Annotated in this window: 23 protein-coding genes; 12 read left to right on the plus strand and 11 right to left on the minus strand. The window is 66.4% G+C overall.

Annotation, left to right across the window (positions count from 1 at the left end; translation table 11 throughout):
• Window positions 1-51: 51 nt before the first annotated feature.
• Window positions 52-1,662 carry an alpha-amylase family glycosyl hydrolase gene (locus tag EYB42_RS08585; RefSeq protein WP_135449648.1) on the minus strand — a complete coding sequence of 537 codons (1,611 nt, stop codon included), beginning with the start codon at window positions 1,660-1,662 and terminating at the stop codon, window positions 52-54.
• Between the two features lie 250 nt (window positions 1,663-1,912).
• On the opposite strand from EYB42_RS08585, the gene EYB42_RS08590 reads away from it, so the two are divergent.
• Window positions 1,913-3,148, plus strand: a complete 1,236-nt coding sequence (locus EYB42_RS08590; protein WP_135449650.1) for an MFS transporter — start codon at window positions 1,913-1,915, stop codon at window positions 3,146-3,148.
• A gap of 241 nt (window positions 3,149-3,389) precedes the next feature.
• Here the strand turns inward: EYB42_RS08590 and EYB42_RS17710 are convergent, their stop codons facing one another.
• From EYB42_RS17710 to EYB42_RS08615, 6 genes are all read right to left on the minus strand, one after another.
• The gene (locus tag EYB42_RS17710; protein ID WP_276605854.1) at window positions 3,390-3,521 is read right to left on the minus strand and encodes a hypothetical protein; all 132 of its coding nucleotides are present in this window, start codon (window positions 3,519-3,521) and stop codon (window positions 3,390-3,392) included.
• A gap of 85 nt (window positions 3,522-3,606) precedes the next feature.
• Complete coding sequence (locus EYB42_RS08595) at window positions 3,607-4,629, minus strand: aspartate-semialdehyde dehydrogenase (RefSeq protein ID WP_135449652.1); 1,023 nt, start codon at window positions 4,627-4,629, stop codon at window positions 3,607-3,609.
• Between the two features lie 99 nt (window positions 4,630-4,728).
• Window positions 4,729-5,919, minus strand: coding sequence for an MFS transporter (locus tag EYB42_RS08600; protein ID WP_135449654.1), 1,191 nt, complete (start codon window positions 5,917-5,919; stop codon window positions 4,729-4,731).
• Between the two features lie 80 nt (window positions 5,920-5,999).
• Window positions 6,000-6,677, minus strand: coding sequence for a fumarylacetoacetate hydrolase family protein (locus tag EYB42_RS08605; protein WP_240784042.1), 678 nt, complete (start codon window positions 6,675-6,677; stop codon window positions 6,000-6,002).
• A 1-nt stretch (window position 6,678) separates the two neighbouring features.
• On the minus strand, window positions 6,679-8,637 hold the full coding sequence (locus EYB42_RS17600) for a serine hydrolase (RefSeq protein WP_240784043.1): 1,959 nt from the start codon (window positions 8,635-8,637) through the stop codon (window positions 6,679-6,681).
• Between the two features lie 192 nt (window positions 8,638-8,829).
• Window positions 8,830-9,537 (minus strand): HAD family hydrolase, encoded by a 708-nt coding sequence (locus EYB42_RS08615; RefSeq protein ID WP_135449655.1) that lies wholly within the window; start codon window positions 9,535-9,537, stop codon window positions 8,830-8,832.
• Window positions 9,538-9,648: 111 nt separating this feature from the next.
• Here EYB42_RS08615 and clpS point away from each other — a divergent pair, with 111 nt between their 5' ends.
• From clpS to EYB42_RS08630, 3 genes are read left to right on the plus strand one after another with little or no spacing between them, the layout of a single operon-like run.
• A complete protein-coding gene (gene clpS / locus EYB42_RS08620; RefSeq protein WP_167850969.1) occupies window positions 9,649-9,984 on the plus strand; it encodes an ATP-dependent Clp protease adapter ClpS in 336 nt (111 codons plus the stop codon).
• A gap of 45 nt (window positions 9,985-10,029) precedes the next feature.
• Window positions 10,030-11,010 carry a class I SAM-dependent methyltransferase gene (locus EYB42_RS08625; RefSeq protein WP_135449659.1) on the plus strand — a complete coding sequence of 327 codons (981 nt, stop codon included), beginning with the start codon at window positions 10,030-10,032 and terminating at the stop codon, window positions 11,008-11,010.
• A 9-nt stretch (window positions 11,011-11,019) separates the two neighbouring features.
• Entirely contained in the window at window positions 11,020-11,832 is an 813-nt protein-coding gene (locus EYB42_RS08630; protein WP_135449661.1) for an SDR family NAD(P)-dependent oxidoreductase, read from the plus strand.
• A 266-nt stretch (window positions 11,833-12,098) separates the two neighbouring features.
• Here EYB42_RS08630 and EYB42_RS08635 read toward each other — a convergent pair whose 3' ends face one another.
• Window positions 12,099-12,491 (minus strand): hypothetical protein, encoded by a 393-nt coding sequence (locus EYB42_RS08635; RefSeq protein WP_135449663.1) that lies wholly within the window; start codon window positions 12,489-12,491, stop codon window positions 12,099-12,101.
• 76 nt (window positions 12,492-12,567) lie between these two features.
• On the opposite strand from EYB42_RS08635, the gene hemF reads away from it, so the two are divergent.
• Together hemF and EYB42_RS08645 are read left to right on the plus strand one after the other, a co-directional pair.
• On the plus strand, window positions 12,568-13,434 hold the full coding sequence (hemF, locus tag EYB42_RS08640; RefSeq protein WP_135449665.1) for an oxygen-dependent coproporphyrinogen oxidase: 867 nt from the start codon (window positions 12,568-12,570) through the stop codon (window positions 13,432-13,434).
• 2 nt (window positions 13,435-13,436) lie between these two features.
• A complete protein-coding gene (locus EYB42_RS08645) occupies window positions 13,437-13,796 on the plus strand; it encodes a hypothetical protein (protein ID WP_135449667.1) in 360 nt (119 codons plus the stop codon).
• 22 nt (window positions 13,797-13,818) lie between these two features.
• Here the strand turns inward: EYB42_RS08645 and EYB42_RS08650 are convergent, their stop codons facing one another.
• Complete coding sequence (locus tag EYB42_RS08650; protein ID WP_135449668.1) at window positions 13,819-14,376, minus strand: NADPH-dependent FMN reductase; 558 nt, start codon at window positions 14,374-14,376, stop codon at window positions 13,819-13,821.
• A 509-nt stretch (window positions 14,377-14,885) separates the two neighbouring features.
• Between EYB42_RS08650 and smc the strand changes: the two genes are divergently transcribed.
• The 6 genes from smc (at window position 14,886) to EYB42_RS08680 (ending at window position 24,346) form a co-directional block, all read left to right on the plus strand.
• On the plus strand, window positions 14,886-18,341 hold the full coding sequence (smc, locus tag EYB42_RS08655) for a chromosome segregation protein SMC (protein WP_135449670.1): 3,456 nt from the start codon (window positions 14,886-14,888) through the stop codon (window positions 18,339-18,341).
• Between the two features lie 243 nt (window positions 18,342-18,584).
• A complete protein-coding gene (locus tag EYB42_RS08660) occupies window positions 18,585-19,835 on the plus strand; it encodes a sarcosine oxidase subunit beta family protein (RefSeq protein WP_135449672.1) in 1,251 nt (416 codons plus the stop codon).
• 12 nt (window positions 19,836-19,847) lie between these two features.
• Complete coding sequence (locus tag EYB42_RS08665) at window positions 19,848-20,132, plus strand: sarcosine oxidase subunit delta (RefSeq protein WP_135449674.1); 285 nt, start codon at window positions 19,848-19,850, stop codon at window positions 20,130-20,132.
• Window positions 20,129-23,068, plus strand: a complete 2,940-nt coding sequence (locus EYB42_RS08670; RefSeq protein WP_135449676.1) for a sarcosine oxidase subunit alpha family protein — start codon at window positions 20,129-20,131, stop codon at window positions 23,066-23,068. Before EYB42_RS08665 ends, EYB42_RS08670 begins: the two co-directional genes overlap by 4 nt.
• Window positions 23,061-23,615 (plus strand): sarcosine oxidase subunit gamma, encoded by a 555-nt coding sequence (locus EYB42_RS08675; RefSeq protein ID WP_135449678.1) that lies wholly within the window; start codon window positions 23,061-23,063, stop codon window positions 23,613-23,615. The genes EYB42_RS08670 and EYB42_RS08675 overlap by 8 nt, the downstream gene beginning before the upstream one ends.
• Before the next feature lie 71 nt (window positions 23,616-23,686).
• Complete coding sequence (locus tag EYB42_RS08680) at window positions 23,687-24,346, plus strand: helix-turn-helix domain-containing protein (protein ID WP_135449680.1); 660 nt, start codon at window positions 23,687-23,689, stop codon at window positions 24,344-24,346.
• A 131-nt stretch (window positions 24,347-24,477) separates the two neighbouring features.
• Here EYB42_RS08680 and EYB42_RS08685 read toward each other — a convergent pair whose 3' ends face one another.
• Together EYB42_RS08685 and EYB42_RS08690 are read right to left on the minus strand one after the other, a co-directional pair.
• The gene (locus EYB42_RS08685) at window positions 24,478-24,753 is read right to left on the minus strand and encodes a hypothetical protein (protein WP_135449682.1); all 276 of its coding nucleotides are present in this window, start codon (window positions 24,751-24,753) and stop codon (window positions 24,478-24,480) included.
• Window positions 24,750-25,424, minus strand: a complete 675-nt coding sequence (locus EYB42_RS08690; RefSeq protein WP_135449684.1) for a hypothetical protein — start codon at window positions 25,422-25,424, stop codon at window positions 24,750-24,752. Before EYB42_RS08690 ends, EYB42_RS08685 begins: the two co-directional genes overlap by 4 nt.
• Window positions 25,425-25,426 lie beyond the last annotated feature (2 nt).

The following is a 25,426-nucleotide window of genomic DNA, read 5'->3' on the forward strand; positions in this document are numbered from 1 at the left end:
TGTTTGCGCGGCAGGGTAAAGCTGAGAGTCCGGGTGGGGCCCGGCGCGGGCTCAGTCGGTAACGGTCACCTCACCCGTCACCGGCAGGAATACCGCTGCGTTCGGGCCAAGCCGCAGCCTCTCTCCTTCGGCCACGGCATGGACCGACGGGCCGACCGCGGTGCCGACGCCCGACACGGTGACCACACGGGCCACGGTGGACAGGTTGAACAGGCAAAGCAGCGCCCCTTCGCCTTCGCCCCGGACGAAGCCCAGCAGCGGCTCGTCCAGGTCAAGGAACCGGGAACGCCCGGACCGCAGGGCCTGCGATGTCTTGCGGAACGCCAGCAGCGCCCGGTAGTGTTCGAGCACCGATCCCTGGGCGCCCGTCTGCCCTTCGACGTGCCGGGCGGCCTGTTCGGGTTTGACCGGCAGCCACGGCTTGACCCTGGAAAACCCGCCATGCGGCGAGGCGTCCCAGATCATCGGCGTGCGGGTATTGTCGCGGCCCACCGGTTCCGGCCAGAAGGCAATGCCTTGCGGGTCGGTCAGTTCCTCGAAGTCGAGAGCGGTATCCGTCTGGCCAAGCTCTTCCCCCTGCCACAGGCAGATCGACCCTTCGAACGACAGCAGAAGCGCGGCAGCCTGTTTCGCAAGCACCTCTGGGCTTTCGCCATACGGCAGCCAGCGGCTGACGTGACGCACCACGTCATGATTGGAAAAGGCCCACATCGGCCAGCCATCCGGCGCGCCACGGAAGAAGCCTTCGATCCGGTCGCGGAAGAAGCCGGGGGAATAGTCGTACCCCATCAATTCGAAGGAATAGCACTGATGCAGCCGCCCCGGCGCAGTGTATTCCCCCATCATGCGGATTGCATGGTGGCTTTCGCCCATCTCGCCCACGCTGGCCGCGCCGTATTCGTCCAGCAGGCAGCGGATGCGTTCCATCCACGCAAGGTTTTCGGGCTGGTTCTTGGAAAAGAGGTGATACTGCATGCCGTAGGGGTTGGCTTCGGGCTCGGTCTTGACACGGTAGTCGGCTGGATTGTCGCGCAGCATGGGGTCGTGGAAGAAGTAGTTCACGGTGTCGAAGCGGAAGCCGTCGACCCCGCGATCCAGCCAGAAACGCATGTTGCCAAGCGCCCAGTCCTGCACCTCCGGGTTGTGATAGTTCAGGTCGGGCTGGCTGGCGAGGAAGTTGTGCAGGTAATACTGCTTGCGCCGTGCATCCCAGGTCCATGCCGGGCCCCCAAACACCGAAAGCCAGTTGTTCGGCGGCGTGCCATCATACCAAGGGTCGGCCCAGACATACCAGTCGGACTTCGGGTTGACCCGGCTCGACCGGCTTTCTGCGAAGGCAGGGTGCTGGTCGGAGGTATGGCTCAGCACCTGGTCGATGATGACCTTGAGGCCCAGCGCATGCGCCCGTCCCACCAGCGCATCGAAATCGGCCAGGGTTCCGAAGACCGGGTCGACGTCACAATAGTCGCTGACGTCATAGCCCATGTCCTTCATCGGGCTTTTGAAGAAGGGCGACAGCCATAGAGCATCCACCCCGAGCTGCGCCAGATGATCCAGCCGCCGCGTGATGCCGGGCAGGTCACCCACCCCGTCGTCGTTCGAATCCTGGAACGACCGGGGATAGACCTGATAGGTCACCGCGCCACGCCACCAATCCTTCATCCAAGCCTCCCGTTTCGCCTGACGCCGTGCAGGACAGATCGTCCGGGCCAGCCTACGACGATGTCGCAACCGCGCCCATAGGTCTTTGTCCCGCAACGGCAAAGTCCGGGGCAGTCAGACCGCGACCTTGCGACAGTTGCACAAAGGGTTGTGCAGAAATCCGGCAAAACCCGGCTGTAACCATAACAAGATCGCGGTTGACCCCGTCAGAAAGCCGCCGCACCCTCCGCGCCCGAGCCCGGAGGCCTCCATGGCAAAGTCGCCCCTCATCACCCCCGTCCTGATTGCCGGTTGCGTGATCCTGATGATCTCTTTCGCGATCCGCGCCAGCTTCGGTGTTTTCCAGATCCCCATCGCTTCGGAGTTCGGCTGGCTGCGCGCCGATTTCTCGCTGGCCATCGCGATCCAGAACCTGGCGTGGGGCATCGGCCAGCCGCTGTTCGGGGCCCTGGCTGAACGCTTCGGTGATCGCAAGGCGATTGTCTGGGGGGCCATCCTCTATGCCGCGGGGCTGGTGCTTTCGGCCTATGCGGTGACACCCGGCCAGCATCAGTTTCTGGCGATCCTGGTGGGTTTCGGCATCGCCGGCACCGGCTTTGGGGTGATCCTCGCCATCGTCGGTCGGGCGGCCAGCCCCGAAAACCGCTCGATGGCGCTGGGCATCGCCACCGCCGCCGGGTCGGCGGGGCAGGTCTTCGGGGCGCCCACGGCCGAGTGGCTCCTGCAATCCTACAGCTGGCAGACGGTGTTCATCATCTTCGCAGCCGTGATTCTTGCCACGCTGCTGGCCTTGCCCTTCCTGCGCAGCCCGCAACTTGCCAGCCGGCAGGAGCTGGAGGAAAGCATGGGCACGGTCCTGATCCGCGCCTTCCGCGACCCGTCCTACACGCTGATCTTCCTGGGCTTCTTCTCCTGCGGCTATCAGCTGGCCTTCATCACCGCACATTTCCCGGCCTTCGTGACGGAACTCTGTTCACCCATCGATGCAGGGTCGATGCTGGCGGGGATCGGCATCACCACCACCTCGGCCCTGGGGGCGGTGTCGATCGCGGTGATCGGGCTGTTCAATATCGTGGGCACCCTGACGGCGGGCTATCTGGGCAAGAGGCACACCAGAAAATATCTGCTGTTCTGGATCTATGCCGGACGCACCGTTGCCGCAGCGGTCTTCATCCTGCTGCCGATCACCCCGGCCAGCGTGCTGATCTTCTCGGCAGTCATGGGGGCGCTGTGGCTGGCCACCGTGCCGCTGACCTCTGGTCTTGTCGCCCATATCTACGGCATCCGTTACATGGGCACGCTTTACGGCGTGGTGTTCCTTTCGCACCAGATCGGCGGGTTCCTGGGGGTGTGGCTGGGTGGCAAGATGTATGACCTGAGCGGGGATTACACCCTGGTCTGGTGGATCGGGGTCGGGGTGGGCGCCTTCAGCGCGCTTGTGCACCTGCCGATCCGCGAACGCCCGATGCTGGCGCAGCCGGCCTGAGCGCCTGCGCCGCCAGCCCCGGGCCCGGATGGCCGGGAAAGCAGGCACCGAACCGGCGGGCAAGGCCCAGACAGGCCAGTCCCACATGAGCAGACTTGGCAAACGGATTTCCGGTTGAAATCCCGGTCAGGGTCAGCGCTCTGACTGAAGGCAGGAAGCTCTGGCCCCGATCGCGCAGCGCGGATTGCATCTGTGCCCAGCTTTCGGACATTGCCAGCGCCTGCGCGATGAAAAGACGAAGTCAAACGAGAAGCCGCTCGTCGATGACTGTGTCACTCCACGCCTTGCGGCTCTCGGTGTGTTTCACGGCCAGAAGCATCAGATCCCGCAGCACCGCACCCGCAGTCTCGTCACGCGCGCGGCACAGCGCCACGAACTGCCGCCACAAAACTTCGGCGCAATGGAAAAAGGGTCTCGGCCATGAACCGAGACCCTCGCAAGGAAGGATCAAGAAACCCTTAGCCCTTCTTCAAGACCTTCTGGCCCAGAAGCTCGGCGATCTGCACGGCGTTCAGCGCAGCACCCTTGCGCAGGTTGTCGCTGACGCACCACAGGTTCAGCCCGTTCTCGACGGTCGAATCCTGCCGGACGCGGCTGACATAGGTCGCATATTCCCCCACGCATTCGATTGGGGTGATGTAGCCGCCGGGTTCCCGCTTGTCGATCAGCATCACGCCGGGTGCCTCGCGCAGGATGTCCTGGGCCTCCTGCCAGTCGAGGAACTCCTCGGTCTCGATGTTGATCGCCTCGGAATGGCCGACGAAGACCGGCACCCGGACGCAGGTTGCCGTGACCTTGATCGAGGGGTCGAGGATCTTCTTCGTCTCGGCCACCATCTTCCATTCTTCCTTGGTCTCGCCGCTGTCCATGAACACGTCGATGTGCGGGATCACGTTGAAGGCGATCTGCTTGGTGAACTTCTTCGGCGGCACCTCGGCGACCGGGTTGTAGACCGCCTTGGTCTGTTCCCAAAGTTCGTCCATACCTTCCTTGCCGGCACCCGAGACCGACTGGTAGGTGGCCACCACCACCCGCTTGATCTTCGCCCGGTCGTGCAGCGGCTTCAGCGCCACCACCATCTGCGCGGTCGAGCAGTTGGGGTTGGCGATGATGTTCCTGTTCTTGTAGCCGTGGATCGCATCGGCGTTCACTTCCGGCACGATCAGCGGGATCTCGGGGTCGTAGCGGTAAAGCGACGAGTTGTCGATCACCACGCAGCCCGCAGCGGCGGCCTTGGGCGCATAGATCTTGGTCGCCTCGGACCCCACGGCGAACAGGGCAATGTCCCAGCCGGTGAAGTCGAAGGTGTCCAAGTCCTTGGTCTTGAGTGTCTTGTCGCCGAAGCTGACCTCGGTGCCCAGAGATTTGCGCGACGCCAGCGCGGCGATCTCATCGACCGGGAACTCGCGCTCGGCGAGGATGTTCAGCATTTCGCGGCCCACGTTGCCCGTGGCACCCGCGACGACGACCTTGTAGCCCATCGGGGTTCTCCTTGTCCGCCCCCGCCCTTCGGGGACGGGCGGCCCATAGCGCAAGGCGCGACCGCAGAAAAGCGGATTCGACAGGTTCCGCCGCCGGTATCAATCAGTGCGGTCGCGGGAGAACAGGTAGATCAGCAGACCCGCCGCTACGAACAGCGTATAGAACCCGAAAAGGCCGATGTACGGTGTAAGCGGCGCAGCCGGAGTGACCCCGTCTACAGGCAGGGCCAGTGAGGCATGAATACGCCCGGTCACAACCTGCAAGACCCCGGCCGAGCCGATGCCGCAGAGGTTGATCAGCGCCACGCCCCTTCCCGTCAGCTGCGGCGGCAGGAAAGCGCGGCCATGGCCGATCACGATGGGAAAGGTCGCTCCGAAGAAGCCGACGCCCACGAACATCGCCGTAGCCAGCACCGGCCCGGTCGCAGGCGTCAGCCAAAGTGCCGCAAGACAGGCCAGGGTCAGCGCGTTGCCCGTGAAGATCACCCATTTCCGCGTGCCGAGCCAGCGGTCCAGCGGCCCATAGGCAAAGCTGCCCGCCACCATTGCCAGCCCCATCCACAGGCTTGCAACGCCGATCTCGGGGCGGGAATAGCCGTGGACATCGGCGAAATAGGGGCCCAGCCACAGCCCGCGTAGCCCCGCCGCAGGGGCATAGCAGACCACCATGATTGCGAAAATCGGCCAGAGTGCGGGCATCTTCAGCAGCGTCAGGTAAGACCCGCCCGCGCCGCGTTCCGCCCGCGCAGGATCGCGCACCAGTGCGGCCACGACCAGGCCGGTCAGCCCGGTTACCGCGGCCAGCGCCCAGACCGTGCCGCGCCAGCCGAAGGCTTCGACCGCCAGGGTCAGCGGCAACGAGGCGCCGATGTTGCCCAGGCTGCCTATCCCGATCGTCGCGCCCGCCAGCGTTCCGAATACGGCCGGCGAGAACTGCCGGGCAAAGATGAAGTAACTTGCCATCAGGACAGGAGAGCAGCCGACCCCGATCAGTGCCATCGCCACAGTCAGTGTCGCCGGTGAGCCGGCCGCGGCGAACAGCCCGGCCCCCACCGCCCCGACAATCAGCGCGGCGGCAGCCGTCAGCCGGGGACCAATCCGGTCCAGCGCCTCGCCCACCGGAATCTGCATCAGCGCGAAGGCCAGGAACCAGGCGCCCGAGGCAAAGGCCAGGTCTGCCTTGGTCGCGCCAAGGTCGGCCTCAAGCACCGGGGCCAGCACCGCCAGGAAGGCCCGGTAGAACTGGCTGAGGACATAGGCGAAGACAAGGGCGGCAAGGCCGGCGCGCATGACGTGCTCCCGGGAAGGTGGCAGCGGTTTTCGCAAGGGTTCCTGGCAGCTGCAAGTGCTGTTCAGCCGTGGTGCTGCCTTCAGGCGATGGTCACGGTGGCCGATTGCAGCCCGTCGATTTCCACCTTGCAGGTATCGCCGCGGTTGAGCGGACCGACGCCCGCTGGCGTTCCGGTGAAGATCAGGTCGCCGGGGCTGAGGCTGACCAGGCGCGACAGGGCCGCGATGATCGCGGCGGGTGTCCAGATCATGTCCGACAACCGCGCCTCCTGCCGGGTGGTGCCGTTCACGCTGCAGCGAAGCGAACCATCGGGCAGGGCACCGGGCCGGATCGGGCCGACGACGGCCGACTTGTCGAAACCCTTGGCCATGTCCCAGGGGCGGCGGTTCGCCTTGGCCTCGGCCTGAAGGTCGCGGCGCGTCAGGTCGTTGCCGGCGGCATGGCCCCAGATCAGGTTCGGCGCGTCCTCTTCCGGGACCATTGCCCCGGCCTTGCCGATGGCAAGTACAAGTTCGCCCTCGTGGTGCAGGTTTGTCGTTGCCATGGGGTAGGGGATGCGGCTGCCCGATTCGACCACCGCATCCCCCGGCTTTGTGAAGAAGAAGGGGGATTCGCGTTCCGGCTCGCCCCCCATCTCGCGGCTGTGTTCGGCATAGTTGCGGCCGACGCAGAAGATGCGGCGGACAGGAAAGCGTTCCTGCCGCCCGGTCACCGGCAGCGTGACGGTGGGCAGGGCGGGAAAGACCAGTGCGACCAATTCAGCCTCCCACGGTTTCGCAGGGCACGGCCCGGGCCCGCAGGCGGCGGCAAGCCAGCTGCGCCTGATCCTCGGTCAGCCCCAGAAAGGTTGCCCGCCACTTGCCTCCCGACTGGGTGGTCTTGCGCAGGCCTTCGTTCAGCGTGGCGCTTTCGGCCAGTGCGGTCTTCAGCAGCGCCTTCTCGGCATCATAGCGCGAGGCGAATTCACCGACGTTCACCCCGAAATGCCGCCCGCCCGAGGTGGACATGACGACCACGACCTCTTCCGCAGGCTCGGAGGCCTGTTCTTCGGCCATTTCGACCGTGTCGAAGATCGGGGCCTTGCGGGCTGGTGCCGGCGTCATGGCATCACCCGGCGGAAGGTGGCTTGCAGCGGCAACGGTTTCGACCGCAGTCACCTCGCTCAGGACGGGATCTTCCAGCGAAAGGCCCGGATCGGTCACCACCAGTTCGGGCTCCGCTGTTGCAAGCAGGATGTCCTCGACCGGTGGCGCGGTTTCGGGCAGCGCAAGGTCGGGCTGCGCCGCTTCGGCAACGAGTGCCTCGGTAGCCCGTGCGGGCAGCTCGTCAATAGCAGCAATCTGTGCCTCGGCCTCGATCAGGGCAGGCTCTGCCGCGGCCATATCCGCGGCGGTCTCGGGGCGCGGCATCGGACGGATTGCGGCAAGCCCCGGATCGGCAGGAGCAGCGTCCGCGACAAGCAGCGCGGCCTGGGCGTCGAGCGTGCCGGGCTCGGGCGCGGCCTCGGCAAGCCGGGTCTCGGGCAGCGCCGGCGGTTCCGGATCAGCAAGTGGCCCGGTTGCGGCAAGGGCGGTCGGGGCCGGTGTTTCGGCGGGCGGCGCACCCATAGCCATGGTTTCGGCCTGGAATTCCAGCGTGCCTTCCGGCGCGGGTGTGGAGGTCGCTTCGGCCAGTGCACCTTCGATCCCGGCTGCCATCGCGATCGTCACCTCTTCCGGCACGGTCGGCTTTTCGGGCCGCGCCTTGGGCCGCAGCGACCGTCGGACCTCACCCGAGATCCTCACCGTCTTGCCTGCGCCGCCTGCGGCGTCGATCTCGTCGATCTCGTCCGCGGCCGAGGCGATCAGCGCGTCGGGCGGCAGGGGGGCCGGGGCGACGGGGGGCTGTTCGCGGACCCGGTTCTTCGCCGCGCCAAAGCCGATGTCCATCAGTTCGGCCATCTTCGCGTTGCGCTGCGCCGTCGAGGTGCCGCCGAAGATGGTGGCGATGATATGCTTGTTGCCCCTGCGGGCCGAGGCCGTCAGGTTGAAACCGGCAGGGCCGGTGTAGCCGGTCTTGATCCCGTCCGCGCCTTCGTAGCTGTCAAGGAACCGCGTATTGGTGTTTCTGACCGTGGCGATGCCCGCATCGGCCGTGCGGCGCGAGAAGATGTTGTAATACTGGGGGAAATCATAGAACAGATGCCGCCCCAGCACGTTCATGTCATAGGCCGTGGACAGGTGCCCCTCGGCCGTCAGGCCGTGGGCATTGCGGAAGGTGGTGTCGTTCATCCCCAGCTGCCGCGCCGTGCGGGTCATCCGCTTGGCGAAGGTGACATGGTCGCCGCTGACCGCGTCGCCCAGCGCCGCCGCCGCATCGTTGGCCGACTTGATCGCCGCCGCGCGGATCAGATAGCGCACCGCGATCTTCTGTCCGGGCTTCAGGCCAAGGCGCGAAGGGGGCTGCGCGGCGGCATATTTCGACACGGTCACCATGGTGTCCAACGACAGTCGGCCCGCTTCCAGTTCCTGAAAGACGATGTACAGGGTCATCATCTTGGTCAGCGAAGCCGGATGCAGCCTTGTGCGCGCGTTCTTCTCGTAAAGGATCTCCCCGGTCCGTGCGTCCATGACGATGGCCGCGAAGGGGGCTGCCTGAACCGGTGATGTCACCACGAAGGCAACCACCACAAAAGCCAGAAAGATCGTGTGAAATACCCGCCCCAGAAGCGATGCCACGTCGCCCACCCTTTGCCTGCTGGCCCGGTTTTCCGGTGCCGTTTTCTGCCTCAACCGAAAGGCTAACACAGCAAACTGCATCCGAAAACCCAAAAATACCAATGGGTTTCAGGCATCAGTTCATCCAGTTGCAGGGATGCTGCACTTTCCGGGGCGCAGACCCATATCTTGCGCCCCAAAGGCAACGCAAGGCTAGGGGTTGCGCGCGGGTTTCAGGCTTTCGACAAGGTCGGGCAGGGCGCCCAGGTGGGGCAGTTCGTGAAACCGGCGATGGCCTGCCGGGGGCTCGGCGGCCTCCAGCGCCCAGGTCAGGCCGTGCGGCACATGCACGCCCCAGGCGCCTGCCTCAAGTGCAGGGATCACATCTGATTTCAGCGAGTTGCCCACCATCATCGCCTGGTCCGCCCCCGTCCCGTGCCGGGCGAAGATCGCGCGATAGGCGGCCTCGGTCTTGTGGCTGACAATCTCTACCGCATCGAACAGATCGCCCAGCCCCGACTGCGCAAGCTTGCGTTCCTGGTCCAGAAGGTCGCCCTTGGTGATCAGCACCACGCGATAGTCCGCAGCCAGGGCAGTTACCGTGGCGCGCGCATGTGGCAGAAGCCGGATCGGATGCTCCAGCATCTCGCGTCCCGCGGCGATGAGTTCGCCGATCACCTTTGCCGGGACGCGGCCCTCGGTCACTTCGATCGCGGTCTCGATCATTGACAGGGTGAACCCCTTAACCCCGAAGCCGTAATGGCCCAGGTTCCGCCGTTCCGCCGCCTCCAGCCGCTCTGCCAGGTGCTCTGGCGCGGCATGGTCGGCCAGAAGCGACATGAACCTCTCCTGTGTCAGGCGGAAGAACTCCTCGTTCTGCCACAGCGTGTCGTCGGCATCGAACCCGATCGTGGTCAGCATCGGCCCCCCGTTCACCGGCCCGAAAGCGGCCCCTTTTCGCCCGGGCAAAAAAGGCTATATTTCGCACACCAGTTGCAACCCCCGAATCCGAAGGAGCGACCACAGGTGTCGATGCGCCCCCTTATCCTGTCCGGCAATACGGATGGCAACGGGCCGGACACATCGCTTCTGACCAAGCCCAAGACGAAAACCCAGCGTCCTCCGCTTTACAAGGTGCTGTTGCTGAACGACGACTACACGCCCATGGAATTCGTCGTCCATGTGCTGGAGCGGTTCTTCGGCCTGAACCATGCCCAGGCCTTCGACATCATGCTGACGGTGCACAAGAAGGGCCTCGCCGTCGTCGGCGTGTTCAGCTTCGAGGTGGCGGAAACCAAGGTCGCGCAGGTGATGGACTTTTCGCGCCGCCACCAGCACCCCCTGCAATGCACGATGGAAAAGGAATGATCCATCGCCCCGGCATAAGGGGTCAGGGGGCCTAGGCCCCCGCTCATGCGATCCGCCCGTCTGGACATGGCGCTGGAAACCGGCGCGCTTGCCCTTCCGCCCGAGGGACGGATCGCCGTCTATCGCCCGCGGATCGGCGATGACCTGTCGGCCCTGCCGCAGGATCGTGTGGTGGTGTTGACCGGCTTCAAGCCAGACCACGACCATTTTTCCGCCCGCTACAGCACGACGCCCGCCCCGCCCTATGCCGCCGCCATCGTCTGCCTGCCCCGCTCGCGCCAGGCGGCCCGCGCGCTGATCGCCCGAGCCGCCGCCGAGGTTGCGCCGGGGGGCTGGGTGGCGGTGGACGGGCAGAAGACCGACGGAATCGACGCTGCACTCAGAGAGCTGCGTGCCCGGGTGGACCTGTCCGAAAGCCTGTCGAAGGCGCATGGCAAGCTGGCCAGTTTCCGGGTGGGGCCGGATCTGTCGGACTGGCTGCCGCGGCCCGCGACCGTTCAGGGTTTTCAGATCCTTCCCGGTATCTTCTCGGCCGACGCACCCGACCGGGGCTCGATCCTTCTTGCCGGCGCCTTGCCGGCGAAATTGTCCGGCAAGGTCGCCGACCTTGGCGCCGGCTGGGGCTATCTTGCCGCAGAGATCCTGAAGCACCCTGGCGTCAAAAGTCTTGACCTGGTCGAGGCCGAGGCCGACGCGCTGGCCTGCGCAAGGGCCAACATCACAGATCCCCGCGCCCGGTTCCACTGGGCCGATGCAACCGGCTGGCGGCCCGATACGCTGCTGGACGTTGTGGTGATGAACCCGCCCTTCCACACCGGGCGCGAGGCTGATCCCAAGCTGGGCGGGGCCTTCATCCGCGCAGCTCGCCGGATGCTGACCCCCGGCGGCAGCCTGTGGCTGGTGGCGAACCGTCACCTGCCGTATGACGCATCCCTGTCCGAATGCTTCCTTACCCACGAAGAGGTAGCCGGCGACAGCACCTTTCGCGTGATCAATGCCACCAGGCCCAGACGGGCCAATCCCTAGAGGCACTGCATGACCTTTTCCGTTTCCGGCAAGACCGCCATCGTCACCGGCGCCGCAGCGGGCTTGGGCCTCGCCATCGCCCGGCATCTGGTGGACAAGGGCGCGAATGTCATGTTCGCAGACATCGATGAAGCCAGGCTGGAAGCCGAGGTGGGCGAGGAAGCCCGCGCGGAAGGCCCGATCCGCATGTTTGTGGGCGATCTGTGCGAAAAGCTGACCATCGCCAACCTTCTGTCGGCCACGCTGGATGCCTTCGATCGGGTTGACATCCTGGTGAATGCCAACCGGCGGATGGCGGTGTCGAACCCGCTCAACCCCGAGGAGGACGCGGTCGAGGATCTGCTGCGCCAGAATGTGATGACGGCGCTGCGAATGTCGCAGCTTACCGCCAGGCGGATGATCCAGCATGCCGAACGCAATGGCGTGGAAGAGGGTGCGATGCTGGGTTCGATCATCAACATCTCGTCGATCACCGCACAGGCGACCCGCCCCGAACTGCTGGCCTATTCCATGGCTGCGGCAGCCATGGACCAGATGACCCGCTCGCTGGCCGTGGCGCTGGCGTCGAAGGGAATCCGGGTGAACGCCGTCGCCTTCGGCAGCGTGATGAGCGCAAGCCTTCAGGCGGCGCTGAAGGAACATCCCGGTTGGCGCGACCAGATCGCCGGTACCACGCCGCTGCGCCGCATCGCCGCAGCATCCGAGGTGGCCGAGGCGGTGCAGTTCCTTGCCTCTGATGCGGCAGGGTTCGTAACCGGGCAGGTGCTGACGGTGGATGGCGGTCGCAGCCTGCTGGACGCCGTGGTCCCGCCTGCGCATTGAGGCCCGGCCAACGCCTTCCCGGCCGACTGCGTCGCCTTCGTCGGAGCAATCGAGGCGAGGAGTGACGCAGGCATCGACGCGCACTTCCTGCGCGTTGGGCGGCCAGCTGCGCACAGAGCGGGGAGGCGCAATGACGCCACCCGCCTCACGCAGACAGCCAGCCGTTTACCCTGGTTGACGCCGCCTGCGCATCCACCGCACCTTTCGGCAGGATGGCCGTCACCCTGGCCTGACCGGACCGCGGGCAGACGCCCGCGCGAGGGATGTCACTCTGGATATTGCGCCTTGCACTGGGCGATCACCGCTTCGGCCGCAAGGGCCAGCTCCTTCCGTTTGGACTTCAGGCTTTCCAGCTTTGCAGCCTCGGCATTCAGGTCGATCGCCTTCGGGCGCTCGACTGTCCGCGGGCGTTCCTTCAGGCAGGGGCGAGGCTTCAGCAGGGTCTGACCATCAACTGTCACGGACGTCAGGCAGGTATCCCAGGCTACATCGTATTCCGTAATTGTTTCAATAGCATAGCCGCGCTTAAGGTTGCCTTCGGTCTCGGCGATCAGCCGGTCCACCGTTCGCAGATCGCGCGTGCCGCGATTGATGCACTGTTCCTGCGGGGTGCCGCAGGCGAACAGAAGCAGCGGCAGGGCAAGGGCAATGCGTTTCATGCAGGCCTCCGCTCCGGGTGGAAAGCGTCGCGCCGGGGTGCTAGGCATGGCGCTGTCAACAGGTGGAGACACAAGGATGACTGATCCCTTCGACAGCCGCAAGGCCCGCGCCGCCGAGTGGTTCCGCACCTTGCGCGACCTGATCGTTGCCGCATTCGAGGGGCTGGAGGATCGGGTTCCCGGCGAAGGCGCTGCGGGCCGGTTCGAGGTCACCCCCACCACCCGGGCAGACAATGGCGGCGGCGGGATCATGAGCGTCATGCGCGGTGGCCGGGTCTTTGAAAAGGTCGGGGTCAACTGGTCTGAAGTGCATGGAATCCTGGGAGAAAAGGCCCAGCGCGCCATGGCTGCGCGCGGTGTGCCCGGCATGGACCGCGACCCGCGATTCTGGGCCTCGGGCATCAGCCTGGTGGCGCACATGCAGAACCCGCATGCCCCGGCCGTGCACATGAATACCCGCATGTTCTGGACCCCTGGCGCCGCATGGTTTGGCGGTGGGTCCGACCTGAACCCGGCCATCGAATATGCCGAGGACACCGCGCATTTCCACGCCACGATGCAGGCCGCATGCGACGCGCATTCGCCGGATTACTATGCGAAGTTCAAGGCCTGGGCCGACGAGTATTTCTTCGTCCCTCACCGTGGCCGGGCCCGGGGCGTCGGCGGGATCTTCTACGATGATCTGGACACCGGCGACTGGGAGGCCGATTTCGCCTTTACCCGTGCCGTGGGCGAGGCTTTCCTTCCCGCCTTCCTGCCCCTGGCCGAGAAACGCGCCACGATGCCTTTCACCGAGGCCGACCGGGAAACCCAGTTGCGCCACCGCGGGCTCTATGCCGAATACAACCTGGTCTATGACCGCGGCACGAAATTCGGGCTGGAGACGGGTCATGACGCCAACGCCGTACTGATGAGCCTGCCACCTGTGGCCAAGTGGTATTGAGCATGGCAGACATCACCATCCGTGCGCTTTACGGTTCGGTTGTCGAGGACGAAGGCCAGCTTTTCGTCGGCTTCGCGGCGGGCGAGGACGAGGCCGAGGGCTATGTGATGTTCCGTCAGCCCCTTGAAGGCGGCCCGGTCTGGTTCGAGGTCGATGACGAGACCTTCGGTGCGGAAGAGGCCGTAGCGCAGGTCGTACGGGGGCCGCAGGGCCTGGAGATCACGCTGAGGCCCGATCAGGCAGCAACCTTTGGCTGGGCAGAACGCATCGCCGTCCGGATCGGCCCGGATTGCGAAGACGCCGAACCCGCCCTTGCCGCGCTGCGCGACATGCTCGGGTCGCGGTGGCGGGATCAGGTCTGAGGCAGGGTCTGCCTTCCGGAAATCAGGTGATTTCCCCCGGTTTGCCGATGGCAGCCTCGGCGCGCAGGGCCTGCATCAGCTCGTCCAGCGCCTTGCGGTAGCGCGCGTCGATCAGGCGGCCCTGCGGGTCGAATGCGCTGCTGGAGTCGGCCACCAGAACCTCTGGACCGGTCAGCAGGCGGGGGCGGAACGGGGTCAGCATCAGACGCAGGGCAAACTGGCTGCGGTCACCTCCGCCCCGCCCGTCGGCGGCCGAGACGATCGCCACCGGCTTGTTGCGGAACGGTGCGCCCCTGGTCCGACTGACCCAGTCCAGAGCGTTCTTAAGCACTCCGGGCGGCGCCTTGTTGTATTCCGGCGTGGCAATCACGATTGCATCCGCCTCGGCGATCTGGTCGGCAAGTGCCTGGACCGCGGGCGGGATCCCGCTGGCGTTCTCGAGATCGCCGTCATAAAGCGGCAGACGCAGGTTTGCCTCGGTATGCCGGGCCTCGCCGAAGGCACGGCGGGCCTCGGCAAGCAGCAGTCGGTTGGTCGAGGCGGCGCGCAGCGCACCGGGGATGCCGAGAAGGGTAAGCATGCAGAACTTTCCGCTGTCGAAACGCAGTTAGGGCCATTGGTCGTGCCGGGCAAGTCCGGGTCGAACAGGGGCGCTGCGCAGGGTCACGGCCGGAAAGCCCGCCGCACGAAGGGTGCCGGAAAGGCGGCAGCGACCGCCGTCCCGACCATGCCCCCGCCACCGAATGGGCCGGCGCCGCGCGCCATCGGAAAGGCACGGGCGGTGCCAACGCGACCGGTGGCGAATTTCGGTGCGCGCGTCGTTCGAAGTGCAGGAACGGCCGCGAAGCCCCGGTCCATGGCTGGCACCGGAACCTTGCCTGTCCGTTACCGCCCCGGAAATGGCCTGCAACATGCCGGTAGCGGCAAATCCCCATCGGTCGCAACGCGATTTGCGCAGAAAGCACACGCGCGAGGAATGCGCGCAACATCTTGGGGATAACGGGCAAGGTCCGGCCAGATCGTGGGGGCTTGGGTTGACTCTGGCCAGGTGCGGCCGGAACATCTGGCAAAGCGACTCGTGAGGTTTCCTTGCGCCTGACCCGGCTGCGGCTGAACGGCTTCAAAAGTTTCGTCGACCCCACGGATCTGGTGATCCACGAGGGGCTGACGGGAATTGTTGGCCCAAACGGCTGTGGCAAGTCAAACCTGCTGGAGGCCCTGCGCTGGGTCATGGGCGAGAACCGCCCCAGCGCCATGCGCGGCGGCGGCATGGAGGACGTGATCTTCAACGGCGCCGCCACCCGTGGCGCGCGGCATTTCGCCGAAGTGGCGCTGGTGATTGACAACTCCGACCGTCTCGCGCCGGCCGGTTTCAATGATGCCGACCAGATCGAGATCGTGCGGCGAATCACCCGGGATGCGGGCTCGGCCTATCGTGCGAACTCGAAGGAGGTCCGCGCGCGCGACGTGCAGATGCTGTTCGCCGATGCCTCGACCGGGGCGCACAGCCCGGCGCTGGTGCGCCAGGGGCAGATTTCCGAACTGATCAACGCCAAGCCCAAGGCCCGCCGCCGCGTGCTTGAAGAGGCCGCCGGGATCAGTGGGCTTTACGCGCGCCGGCACGAGGCGGAACTGAAACTTGCCGGCACCGAGGCGAACCTGACCCGCGTGGACGATGTGCTGGAACAGCTGGCGCAGCAGCTGTCGGTGCTGACCCGGCAGGCCAAGCAGGCCGCGCGCTACCGCGAGATTTCCGAAGAATTGCGCAAGTCCGAAGGCATGCTGCTCTGGCGCCGCTGGCGCGAGGCCGACGAGGCGCGCGCCCAGGCCGAGGCCGTGCTGCGCGAACGCCTGATCGCCCAGCACCAGGCCGAGGCGGCGGCGCGTGCAGCGGCCAAGGCGCGCGAGGCGGCCGAGGACGCCCTGCCGCCCCGGCGCGAGGAAGAGGCGATCGCCAGCGCCATCCTGCAGCGCCTCGTCCTGCAACGCGACGCACTGGGCGACCAGGAGGCCCGCGCCCTGGCGCAGATCGACACGCTGAAGGGCCGGATCGAGCAGCTGACCCGCGACATGGAGCGCGAGGCGGGCCTGAACCGCGACGCGGGCGAGGTGATCGAGCGGCTGGAATGGGAGATCGAGCAGCTGGCCCGCGCCCATGACGGGCACGACGAAAGGCTTGCCGAAGCTGTGGAGGCCGCGCGCGAGGCGGGCGCCGTGCTGGCCGAGCGCGAGGCGGCGCTGGCCGAGCTGACCGAGGATGCAGCTCGGCTGGCGGCGCGGCACCAGTCCACCCAGCGGATGCTGGCCGACACGCGGTCGGTGCTCGACCGCGCCGAGGAGCAGGCCGCCGCAGCCCGCGAGGCGGTGGCCGCCGCGACCGGGGCGCTGGAAGCGGCGGGCGAGGCCTTCGCGGCCGCCGAAGAGGCGCAGGAAGCCGCCGTGGCCGAGACAGAGGCGACCGAGGCCGCGCTGGAAGAAGCCGAGGCCGCCCGGGCCGAGACCCAGGGCCGCGAGGCCGAAGCCCGCGCCGCCCGCTCGGCCGCGGAAGGCGAGGCTTCGGCGCTGCGGGCCGAAGTCGCGGCGCTGGCGCGGCTGGTAGAGCGGGAATCGCAGGCAGGCCATCAGCTTCTCGACCGGCTTGAGGTGGAGCCGGGCTATGAAAAGGCGCTGGGCGCGGCCCTGGCAGACGACCTTCGCGCCCCCGAAGTCGGCGGCGATGCACGGTCGGGATGGGCCGTGCTTCCCCCCTACGACGATGCGCAACCCCTGCCCGCCGGGGCCGAGCCGCTTGGCGCCCGGGTGAAGGCCCCGGCGGTGCTGGCGCGGCGCTTGTCACAGATCGGTCTGGTCAGCCGTGAACAAGGCTTCCAGCTTCAGGCGGACCTGCGGCCGGGGCAGCGGCTGGTCAGTCTCGAAGGCGATCTCTGGCGCTGGGACGGCTTCCGCGCCGGGGCCGAGGACGCCCCCTCGGCGGCGGCGCTGCGCCTGCAGCAGCTCAACCGCCTCGTGCAGCTGAAGCGCGATCTGGAAGAGGTCGCCGCCCGCGCCGATGGCGCCCGGCAGGCCCATGAGGCCCTGCAGGCGCGGCTTCAGGATCTCGCCACCGCCGACCAGCGCGCCCGCGAAGCCCGGCGCGCGGCGGATGCGCGCCTGGCCGAGGCGAACCGGGCGCTTGCCCGGGCCGAAGCCGACCGCTCGATTGCCGGGGGCAAGCTGGAAGCGGCGAAGCTGGCCGTCAGCCGCTTCGAGGACGAGGCGATGGCCGCCCGTGCCCGGCTGAAGGAGGCCGAGGCGGCCATGGCCGATCTGGGCGATCTGGACGCCGCGCGGGGGGCGGTCGAGGCCGCGAAGATCACCGTCGAGGCCGCGCGCATCACCATGATGACCCGCCGCTCGGCCCAGGACGAGCTGCGCCGCGAGGGCGAGGCGCGGGTGCGGCGCCGGCAGGAGGCGGTGAAGGAACTCTCGGGCTGGAAGCACCGGCTGGAGACCGCAGCGAAGCGCACCGAGGAACTGACCGAACGCCGTGCCGAGACCGAGGCGGAACTGGCCGAGGCGATGCTGGCACCGGAGGAAATCGCCGCCCGGCGCGACGAGCTGGTCGAGGCCATCGCCGAGGCCGAAGAGCGCCGTCGCCGCGCCGCCGATGCCCTGGCGGAGGCCGAGGGAAGCTTGCGTGAGGCCGCCATGGCCGAACGCGAGGCCGAACGCCTGGCCGGCGAGGCCCGCGAGGCCCGCGCCCGTGCCGAGGCCCGGCTGGATGCCGCGCGCGAGGGCGTGGCGCTGGCCGCCGAGCGCATCGCCGAGGAAGACGACCGGACGCCGGACGAACTGCTCGCTTCCCTGCGCACCGACCCCGACAAGATGCCCGACGCCGAGACGCTGGATCACGAGGTGATCCGCCTGAAACGCCAGCGCGAGGCCCTGGGTGCGGTGAACCTGCGCGCGGAAGAGGACGCCAGGGCGGTCGAGGCCGAATACGACACGCTGGCCGCCGAAAAGGCTGATCTCGAAGAGGCGGTGAAGAAGCTGCGCGCCGGGATCGCGGGGCTGAACAAGGAGGGGCGCGAGCGGCTGCTGACGGCCTTCGAGCAGGTGAATGCCAATTTCTCGACGCTTTTCACCCATCTCTTCGGCGGGGGCGAGGCGCGGCTGGTGCTGGTCGAGTCCGACGATCCGCTGGAGGCGGGGCTCGAGATCCTCTGCCAGCCGCCCGGCAAGAAGCTGGCGACGCTTTCGCTGCTGTCGGGGGGCGAACAGACGCTGACCGCGCTGGCGCTGATCTTCGGGGTGTTCCTCGTCAATCCCGCGCCGATCTGCGTGCTGGACGAGGTGGATGCGCCACTGGACGACGCCAACGTGACACGCTTCTGCGACCTGCTGGACGAGATGACCCGCCGGACCGAGACGCGCTTCCTCATCATCACCCACCATGCCGTGACCATGGCCCGGATGGACCGGCTGTTCGGGGTGACGATGCAGGAACAGGGGGTGAGCCAGCTGGTCTCGGTGGACCTCAAGAAGGCCGAGGCACTGGTTGCTTGAGTCGCGCTTGACCGTTCTGCCGGTCATCGGAAACGGGCAGAACAGGTGATGGGGCGACGCCCCCTGTTGCGCTGCCCGGTTCTGACTCCCCTTCACGATCCTGCGTCTTGGCGGGTGCAATGCCGATCGGGGCTGCGGCAGATGCAGCCGATGGATGATGGCAGAATCGGACGATCCTTTGGCGAAAACGAATGAGTTTTCCCGACTTGCTGCCCCTAGAACAGGGCAAACAGGAGGTCGGGCGTGCGCTATTCCGGATTTCGGGTCATTGCCGAGGCACTTACGGGGCACAAGGGCTGGAAGCCGGTCTGGAGAGATCCGGCACCGCAGGCCGAATATGACTACATCATCGTCGGCGGTGGCGGGCACGGGCTGGCCACCGCCTACTACCTTGCCAAGGAATTCGGCCAGTCGCGCATCGCGGTGCTGGAGAAGGGGTATCTTGGCGGCGGCAACGTCGGCCGCAACACGACGATCATCCGGTCGAACTATCTGCTCGACGGCAACGAGCCCTTCTACGAGTTCAGCCTGAAACTGTGGGAGGGGCTGGAGCAGGATTTCAACTACAACGCCATGGTCAGCCAGCGCGGGATAATCAACCTGATCCACACCGACGCCCAGCGCGATGCGTTCACCCGGCGTGGCAATGCGATGCGGCTGCATGGCGCGGATGCCGAGCTGCTCAGCCGCGAACAGGTGCGCAAGATGTATCCCTGGCTGAACTTCGACAACGCCCGCTTCCCGATCAAGGGCGCGCTGATGCAGCGCCGGGGCGGAACGGTGCGGCACGACGCTGTGGCGTGGGGCTATGCGCGCGGTGCCGACATGCGCGGCGTGGATCTGATCCAGAATTGCGAAGTCACCGGCATGCGGATCGAGAATGGCCGCATCAAGGGGGTAGAGACGACGCGCGGCTACATCGGCGCGAAAAAGGTAGGTGTGGCGGTGGCCGGGTCGTCCTCGAAGGTCATGGCACATGCCGGGATGCGCCTGCCGATCGAGTCCCACGTCCTGCAAGCCTTTGTTTCCGAAGGTTTGAAGCCCCTGATCGACGGCGTGATGACCTTCGGCGCGGGGCATTTCTACGTCAGCCAGTCCGACAAGGGCGGCCTTGTCTTCGGCGGCGACATCGACGGCTACAACTCTTATGCTCAGCGCGGCAATCTGCCGGTGATCGAGGACGTGGCCGAAGGCGGCATGGCGCTGATGCCGGCCATCGGGCGGGTGCGGCTTTTGCGCACCTGGGGGGGGATCATGGACATGTCGATGGACGGCTCTCCCTTCATCGACAAGACCCACATCGAGGGCCTCTATTTCAACGGTGGCTGGTGCTACGGCGGGTTCAAGGCGACACCCGCCAGCGGCTGGTGCTTCGCACACCTCATGGCAAAGGACGAGCCGCACAAGACCGCGACCGCCTATCGGCTCGACCGTTTCCTGAAGGGCCGGATGATCGACGAAAAGGGCCAGGGTGCCCAGCCGAACCTGCACTGAAGGCATGAACGAATGATCATTCACCATCCGATTCTCGGACCGCGCGACGCGCAGGAATTCGTCTATCTTGGCGACGCATCCCTGATCGACCGCCCCGACGGCATGACGGCAGGCATCGAGGAATTCCACGAATACCTGTACCAGCGCACCAACCCGGCGGGCGAACACCGGGAGCTCTGGTATCACGAACAAGGCGACCGGTCGTGGCTGGTGGTCACGCGCAACACGGTGACGCACGAGATCACGAAGGTCGAACTCGCCCGGGACGTGGCGCGCAGCAGGGGACGGTCGAAATGAGCCAGTCGCATCGCATTCCCGGCGGCCAGATCGACCGGACGAAGACGTTCCGGTTCACCTTTGATGGCTTGCCGTACACGGGCCATCCCGGCGACACCCTGGCTTCGGCGCTGCTGGCCAACGGTGTGCGGCTGATGGGGCGCAGCTTCAAGTATCACCGCCCGCGCGGCCCGATCTCGGCCGGGTCGGAGGAACCCAATGCCCTTGTGGAACTGCGCAGCGGTGGCCGGCAGGAACCGAATACGAGGGCCACGGTGGCAGAGCTGTTCGATGGCCTGACCGCCAACAGCCAGAACCGCTGGCCGTCGCTGCGCTTTGACGCCATGGCGATCAACGACCGGCTGAACGCTTTTTTCGCCGCGGGGTTCTATTACAAGACGTTCATGTGGCCGAAATCCTTCTGGGAAAAGCTGTATGAGCCGATCATCCGCCGCGCGGCCGGCCTTGGCTCGGTCACGCGGGAAGAAGACCCGGATGCCTACGACAAGGGCTTCCTGCACTGTGAGCTGCTGGTGATCGGTGCGGGGCCGGCCGGGCTGATGGCGGCGCTGACAGCGGGGCGCGTCGGCCGCCGGGTGATCCTGGCGGACGAGGATTTCCGCATGGGCGGGCGGCTGAACGCCGAGACTGTCGCGGTGGGCGGCGTGCCGGGCGCTGACTGGGCGGCGGCCGTGGTGACCGAGCTGTCAGCGATGCCGAATGTTCGTCTGCTTTCCCGCACGACGGTCATCGGCGCCTTTGATCACGGCATCTACGGCGCGGTCGAGCGGGTGTCGGATCACCTGCCTGTCCCGCCTGCGGGTAAACCGCGACAGATCCTCTGGCGCATCTACACGCGGCGGGCGATCCTTTCCGGTGGGGCCACCGAACGCCCCATTGCCTTTGAAAACAACGACCGCCCCGGCATCATGCTGGCAGGTGCGCTGCGGGCCTATGCCAACCGCTGGGCGGTGAAGGTGGGCGAGAGGGTTGCCGTATTCACCAACAACGACGACGGCCTGCGTACCGCGACGGACCTGCAAGCCCGCGGCGTCGATGTCGTCGCGGTGATCGACAGCCGCGAGGGGGGCGAGATGCTGTCGGGCGTCCGCCACTTGCGCGGGGCGCAGGTGATCGACACCGCTGGCCGGCTGGGGCTGAAGGCGATTACGGTCCGCCAGGCGAATGGCGCGACCGAGACAATCGCGGTCGATGCCTTGGGCGTGTCGGGGGGCTGGAACCCGAACGTGAACATCCATTCGCATCATCGTTCGCGCCCGGTTTGGGATGCCGGGATCGCCGCCTTCATTCCAGGCCCCGAAGGCCCCCCCGGCCTTCTGGTCGCGGGTGCAGCGGCAGGGCTTCTGTCCACCCATGCCGCGCTGCGCAGCGGTCGGGATGCGGCGCTGGCTGCGCTGGAGCTTACCTCCGGTCCTGACCTGCCTGAGGCCGAGGATGCCCCGGTGCGGATCACCCCGCTCTGGCACGTCTCCCACGGCAAGGGCCGGGCCTGGATCGACCAGCAGAACGACGTGACGGTGAAGGATGTCAAGCTGGCGAAGCAGGAAAATTTCACCAGCGTCGAACATCTGAAGCGTTACACCACGCTGGGCATGGCGACCGACCAGGGCAAGACTGGCAATGTCATCGGTCTGGCGATCATGGCAGAGCTGACCGGCCGTTCGATCCCCGAAACCGGAACCACGATCTACCGCCCGCCCTATACGCCGGTCGCAATGGGCGCGCTGGCCGGGCGGTCGCGCGGCAAGGAATTCAAACCCTACCGCCTGACCCCCAGCCATCACTGGGCCAGGGAACAGGGCGCGGTCTTCGTCGAGGTCGGCAACTGGCTGCGCACCCAGTGGGTGCCGAAACCGGGCGAGACGGAATGGCGCCAGTCTGTGGACCGCGAGGTTCTCGCCACGCGCCGCTCGGTCGGCATCTGCGATGTGACCACGCTGGGCAAGATCGACATCCAGGGCACCGACGCGGGGGCCTTCCTCGACCGGGTCTATGCCAACACCTTCTCTACCCTGCCCGTCGGCAAATGCCGCTATGGCCTGATGCTGCGCGAGGACGGGATCGTCTTCGACGACGGCACCACCGCGCGGATGGGCGAGCATGAATATGTGATGACCACCACCACGGCCAATGCCGTGACGGTGTTCCGGCACCTGGAATTCTGCCGCCAATGCCTCTGGCCCGAGATGGACGTGCAGCTCATCTCGACCACCGAGGCCTGGGCGCAGTTCTCGGTCGCGGGTCCCAATGCGCGGAAACTCCTGGAGAAAGTCGTCGATCAGGACATCAGCGATGCCGCCTTCCCCTACATGGGCGCGGGCAACATCACCGTCTGCGGCGGCCTGCGCGCACGGCTGTTCCGCATCAGCTTCTCGGGGGAACTGGCCTACGAGATCGCGGTGCCCACCCGCTATGGCGACGCACTTCTGCGCGAGATGCTGGCGCGCGGGGCAGAATTCGATCCGGTCGTCTACGGCACCGAGGCGCTGGGCGTGATGCGCGTCGAGAAGGGCCATGTCGCGGGGGGCGAGTTGAACGGCCAGTCAACCGCGCTGAACATGGGTCTGGGCAAGATGGTGTCGAGGAAGAAGGACTCCATCGGCATGGTCCTGTCGCAGCGCGAGGGGCTGACCGACCCGGACGGCTACCGCCTGGTGGGCGTCAAGCCGGTGGATCCGAACGGCAAGCTGACCGCAGGCAGCCATTTCCTGGAAAAGGGCGCCGCGGCGGTTGCGGCGAACGACGGGGGATGGCTGACCTCCAAGGTCTATTCGCCGCATCTCGGCCACGATATTGCGCTGGGCTATCTGAAGGCAGGCGACCGCAAGATCGGCCAGCGGATGCGCGCGGTGAACCTGCTGACCGGGCAGGATACCGAGGTCGAGATCGTGAGCCCGCATTTCTTCGATCCTGAGGGAGAACGCCTCCGTGGCTAGTTTGCAGGCAATGACGGCGCTGGGCGCGCGTGAGGCGGCGATGGTGACAGTGGGTTCTGTCACGATCGCCGAACGGGTGGATGTGGCGCTGGCCTCGGTCGCGGCGCGGCGGGGGCATGATCTGCAGCCGGCTGCGAATGCGGCCGGAGTGCCCCTGCCGGGGCCCGCGCGGTACCAGAGTGGCACACCCTACAGCGGCTTCTGGGTCGCGCCCGACATGTGGTTCGTCGAGGCTCCCTTCGCTACGCATGAACTGATCGCAGACCATCTGAAAGCTGCCTTCGGTGCGGCGGCCAGCATCACCGAACAGACGGATGCCTGGGTGGTGTTCGATCTGGCCGCCCCTGACCTGGCGCCCTTGATGGAACGACTGTGCAATGTCGATTTTGCCGGGGTGAGCGATGGCCACGCCACCCGGACAGTGATCGAGCATCTGGGCTGCTACCTGGTCAGGCAATCGCGCGGCAATCTTCGCCTTTACGGGCCGCGATCGTCGGCGCAAAGCCTTCTGCATGCCCTGGAGGCTGCGGCACTATCGGCTTGCTGAGGGTTGCGCTTGATGTGAGGCGTGTTTCCCGGTAGTGAAAAAGCTGTATCAGTAACTTCCGGGAAGTGCCCATGTCAGACGGCAACGCCGGCCCCCCGCTTCCGCGCGGCAAGCCCGCCTTCGATCAGGATCCGCACCGTGTGCGTGAGATCAGCGAGCGCAATCTCGAGGCCGCGATCGGCCGCGAGGTGCGCAACTTCCGCCGTCAGCAGGGGATGACGGTGGCGGATCTGGCAGCCGTTACGGGCCTGTCGATCGGGATGCTGTCGAAGATCGAGAACGGCAATACCTCGCCGTCACTGACCACGCTGCAGGTTTTGAGCCATGCCTTCTCGGTGCCGCTGACTGCCTTCTTCCGCAGTTACGAGGAACGCCGTGACGCCCAGCATGTGAAGGCCGGAGAGCATCTGGAAATCGAGCGTCGCGGCACAAGGGCGGGTCATCAGTATCATCTTCTGGGGCACATCGGGTCGAACTCGTCCGGCGTGGTGGTCGAGCCCTACATCATCACGCTAAGCACGCAAAGCGACGTCTTCCCGACCTTCCAGCATGAGGGGCTGGAACTGCTCTACATGCTGGAAGGTGAAGTCGATTACCGCCACGGTGACCGGGTCTATCCGCTGAAGCCGGGGGACAGCCTGTTCTTCGACGCCGATGCGCCGCACGGCCCGGAGGTTCTGGTGAAACTGCCGGCGCGCTATCTGTCGGTGATCGCCTATCCGCAGGGGTAAGCCTGGTCGGAAGACAGTCCACTGGACTGTCTTCCCTGCAAGCGCCGTGGCAAGCTTGTCGGGGAGGGGGCGGCTTTGGGTGCGAGCACGTCTTGTCCCCGCAGAGCTTCAAGCCGCGACGGTAGCCGAGGTCATCCAGGATCGTTGCGGTGCTGCCAGACCGCATGGCGGATGCGGGCAACCTTGTAGGCATCCAGCACCGCCATCGCCCAGACGAACAGCGCGCCTGACACCTTGCCGACAAAGGATACATCCGGCGCTGCGGTCTTGAGCGTGAAGCCACCCAGAAGCACGGCGAAGCAGACGAAGATCAGCCCCCGCACCGGCTGGCGGTTCAGAACCTGGCCCATGCCGGGCAACAGCAGGGCAACGGCAAGAACGATGTAGGGGTGCAGCGGCGGTTTCATCGGGGCTCTCTCAATGCCAGCACATCTTCCCGGATCGCGGCCAGTCTGTCGAGCACCGGCGCCAGCCGGGCGGCGGGCAGGGGTGTGTGGCCCATCTCGGCCTCACGAAAGATGAGATAGCGGCCGCGGTCGGCCTCTTCCGCAAGGATCACGATACGCAGGCCGTTCGGAGAGATCAGCAGTTCCTTGACGCGCCGATCGTCAAACAGGTCGGCATGGCGACGGATCAGGCTTTCGGGCGGCACCTGGGCTGCGTCGTCGGTGCGGATCGCCACCTCTTTCGCCAGACCTGGCGGTGTCGGCAACGTCTGGGGCAGCGAGGCGAACCGGGTGAAGGGTTCGTTCCCGGACGGGCGGGCCATCAGATCGATCGTTGCGTTCAACGGCAAAGCCTCGGGCAGGGTGACCATGACCCACAGCGCGGGCAGCTTGCGGAACGTCAGGGTGTCGGGCAGCGCCTGAAGGTCGAAGGTCAGGCCGTCACGGCGGCCGATCAGGCGGGCAAAGCCGGTAGGTTGCAGCTGCACTTGCCCGCCTTGGAACAGGGTTTTCACCGCGTCGAAATAGGCAGCGCGGGCCGAAGCGCGGGCCCGGGTTTCGCGTATCAGACGAAGGGCGAGCCACAGGCCGAGGATAGCAAGGGCAATGCCGGAAGGGATAAGCGGCGACATCG

The organism is Tabrizicola caldifontis, from assembly GCF_004762095.1.
Lineage (GTDB): Bacteria > Pseudomonadota > Alphaproteobacteria > Rhodobacterales > Rhodobacteraceae > Tabrizicola > Tabrizicola caldifontis.

Excerpts from the sequence above, each read along its gene's own strand:
- EYB42_RS08600 (WP_135449654.1), bottom strand. The coding sequence starts at position 5,919 with ATGCGCGCCGGCCTTGCCGCCCTTGTCTTCGCCTATGTCCTCAGCCAG.
- hemF (WP_135449665.1), top strand. The coding sequence starts at position 12,568 with ATGACTGATCCCTTCGACAGCCGCAAGGCCCGCGCCGCCGAGTGGTTC.
- EYB42_RS08595 (WP_135449652.1), bottom strand. The coding sequence starts at position 4,629 with ATGGGCTACAAGGTCGTCGTCGCGGGTGCCACGGGCAACGTGGGCCGC.
- EYB42_RS08625 (WP_135449659.1), top strand. The coding sequence starts at position 10,030 with ATGCGATCCGCCCGTCTGGACATGGCGCTGGAAACCGGCGCGCTTGCC.
- EYB42_RS08615 (WP_135449655.1), bottom strand. The coding sequence starts at position 9,537 with ATGCTGACCACGATCGGGTTCGATGCCGACGACACGCTGTGGCAGAAC.
- EYB42_RS08670 (WP_135449676.1), top strand. The coding sequence starts at position 20,129 with ATGAGCCAGTCGCATCGCATTCCCGGCGGCCAGATCGACCGGACGAAG.
- EYB42_RS08665 (WP_135449674.1), top strand. The coding sequence starts at position 19,848 with ATGATCATTCACCATCCGATTCTCGGACCGCGCGACGCGCAGGAATTC.
- EYB42_RS08635 (WP_135449663.1), bottom strand. The coding sequence starts at position 12,491 with ATGAAACGCATTGCCCTTGCCCTGCCGCTGCTTCTGTTCGCCTGCGGC.
- clpS (WP_167850969.1), top strand. The coding sequence starts at position 9,649 with ATGCGCCCCCTTATCCTGTCCGGCAATACGGATGGCAACGGGCCGGAC.
- EYB42_RS08585 (WP_135449648.1), bottom strand. The coding sequence starts at position 1,662 with ATGAAGGATTGGTGGCGTGGCGCGGTGACCTATCAGGTCTATCCCCGG.
- EYB42_RS08685 (WP_135449682.1), bottom strand. The coding sequence starts at position 24,753 with ATGAAACCGCCGCTGCACCCCTACATCGTTCTTGCCGTTGCCCTGCTG.
- EYB42_RS08680 (WP_135449680.1), top strand. The coding sequence starts at position 23,687 with ATGTCAGACGGCAACGCCGGCCCCCCGCTTCCGCGCGGCAAGCCCGCC.
- EYB42_RS08690 (WP_135449684.1), bottom strand. The coding sequence starts at position 25,424 with ATGTCGCCGCTTATCCCTTCCGGCATTGCCCTTGCTATCCTCGGCCTG.
- EYB42_RS08650 (WP_135449668.1), bottom strand. The coding sequence starts at position 14,376 with ATGCTTACCCTTCTCGGCATCCCCGGTGCGCTGCGCGCCGCCTCGACC.
- EYB42_RS08630 (WP_135449661.1), top strand. The coding sequence starts at position 11,020 with ATGACCTTTTCCGTTTCCGGCAAGACCGCCATCGTCACCGGCGCCGCA.
- EYB42_RS08590 (WP_135449650.1), top strand. The coding sequence starts at position 1,913 with ATGGCAAAGTCGCCCCTCATCACCCCCGTCCTGATTGCCGGTTGCGTG.
- EYB42_RS08645 (WP_135449667.1), top strand. The coding sequence starts at position 13,437 with ATGGCAGACATCACCATCCGTGCGCTTTACGGTTCGGTTGTCGAGGAC.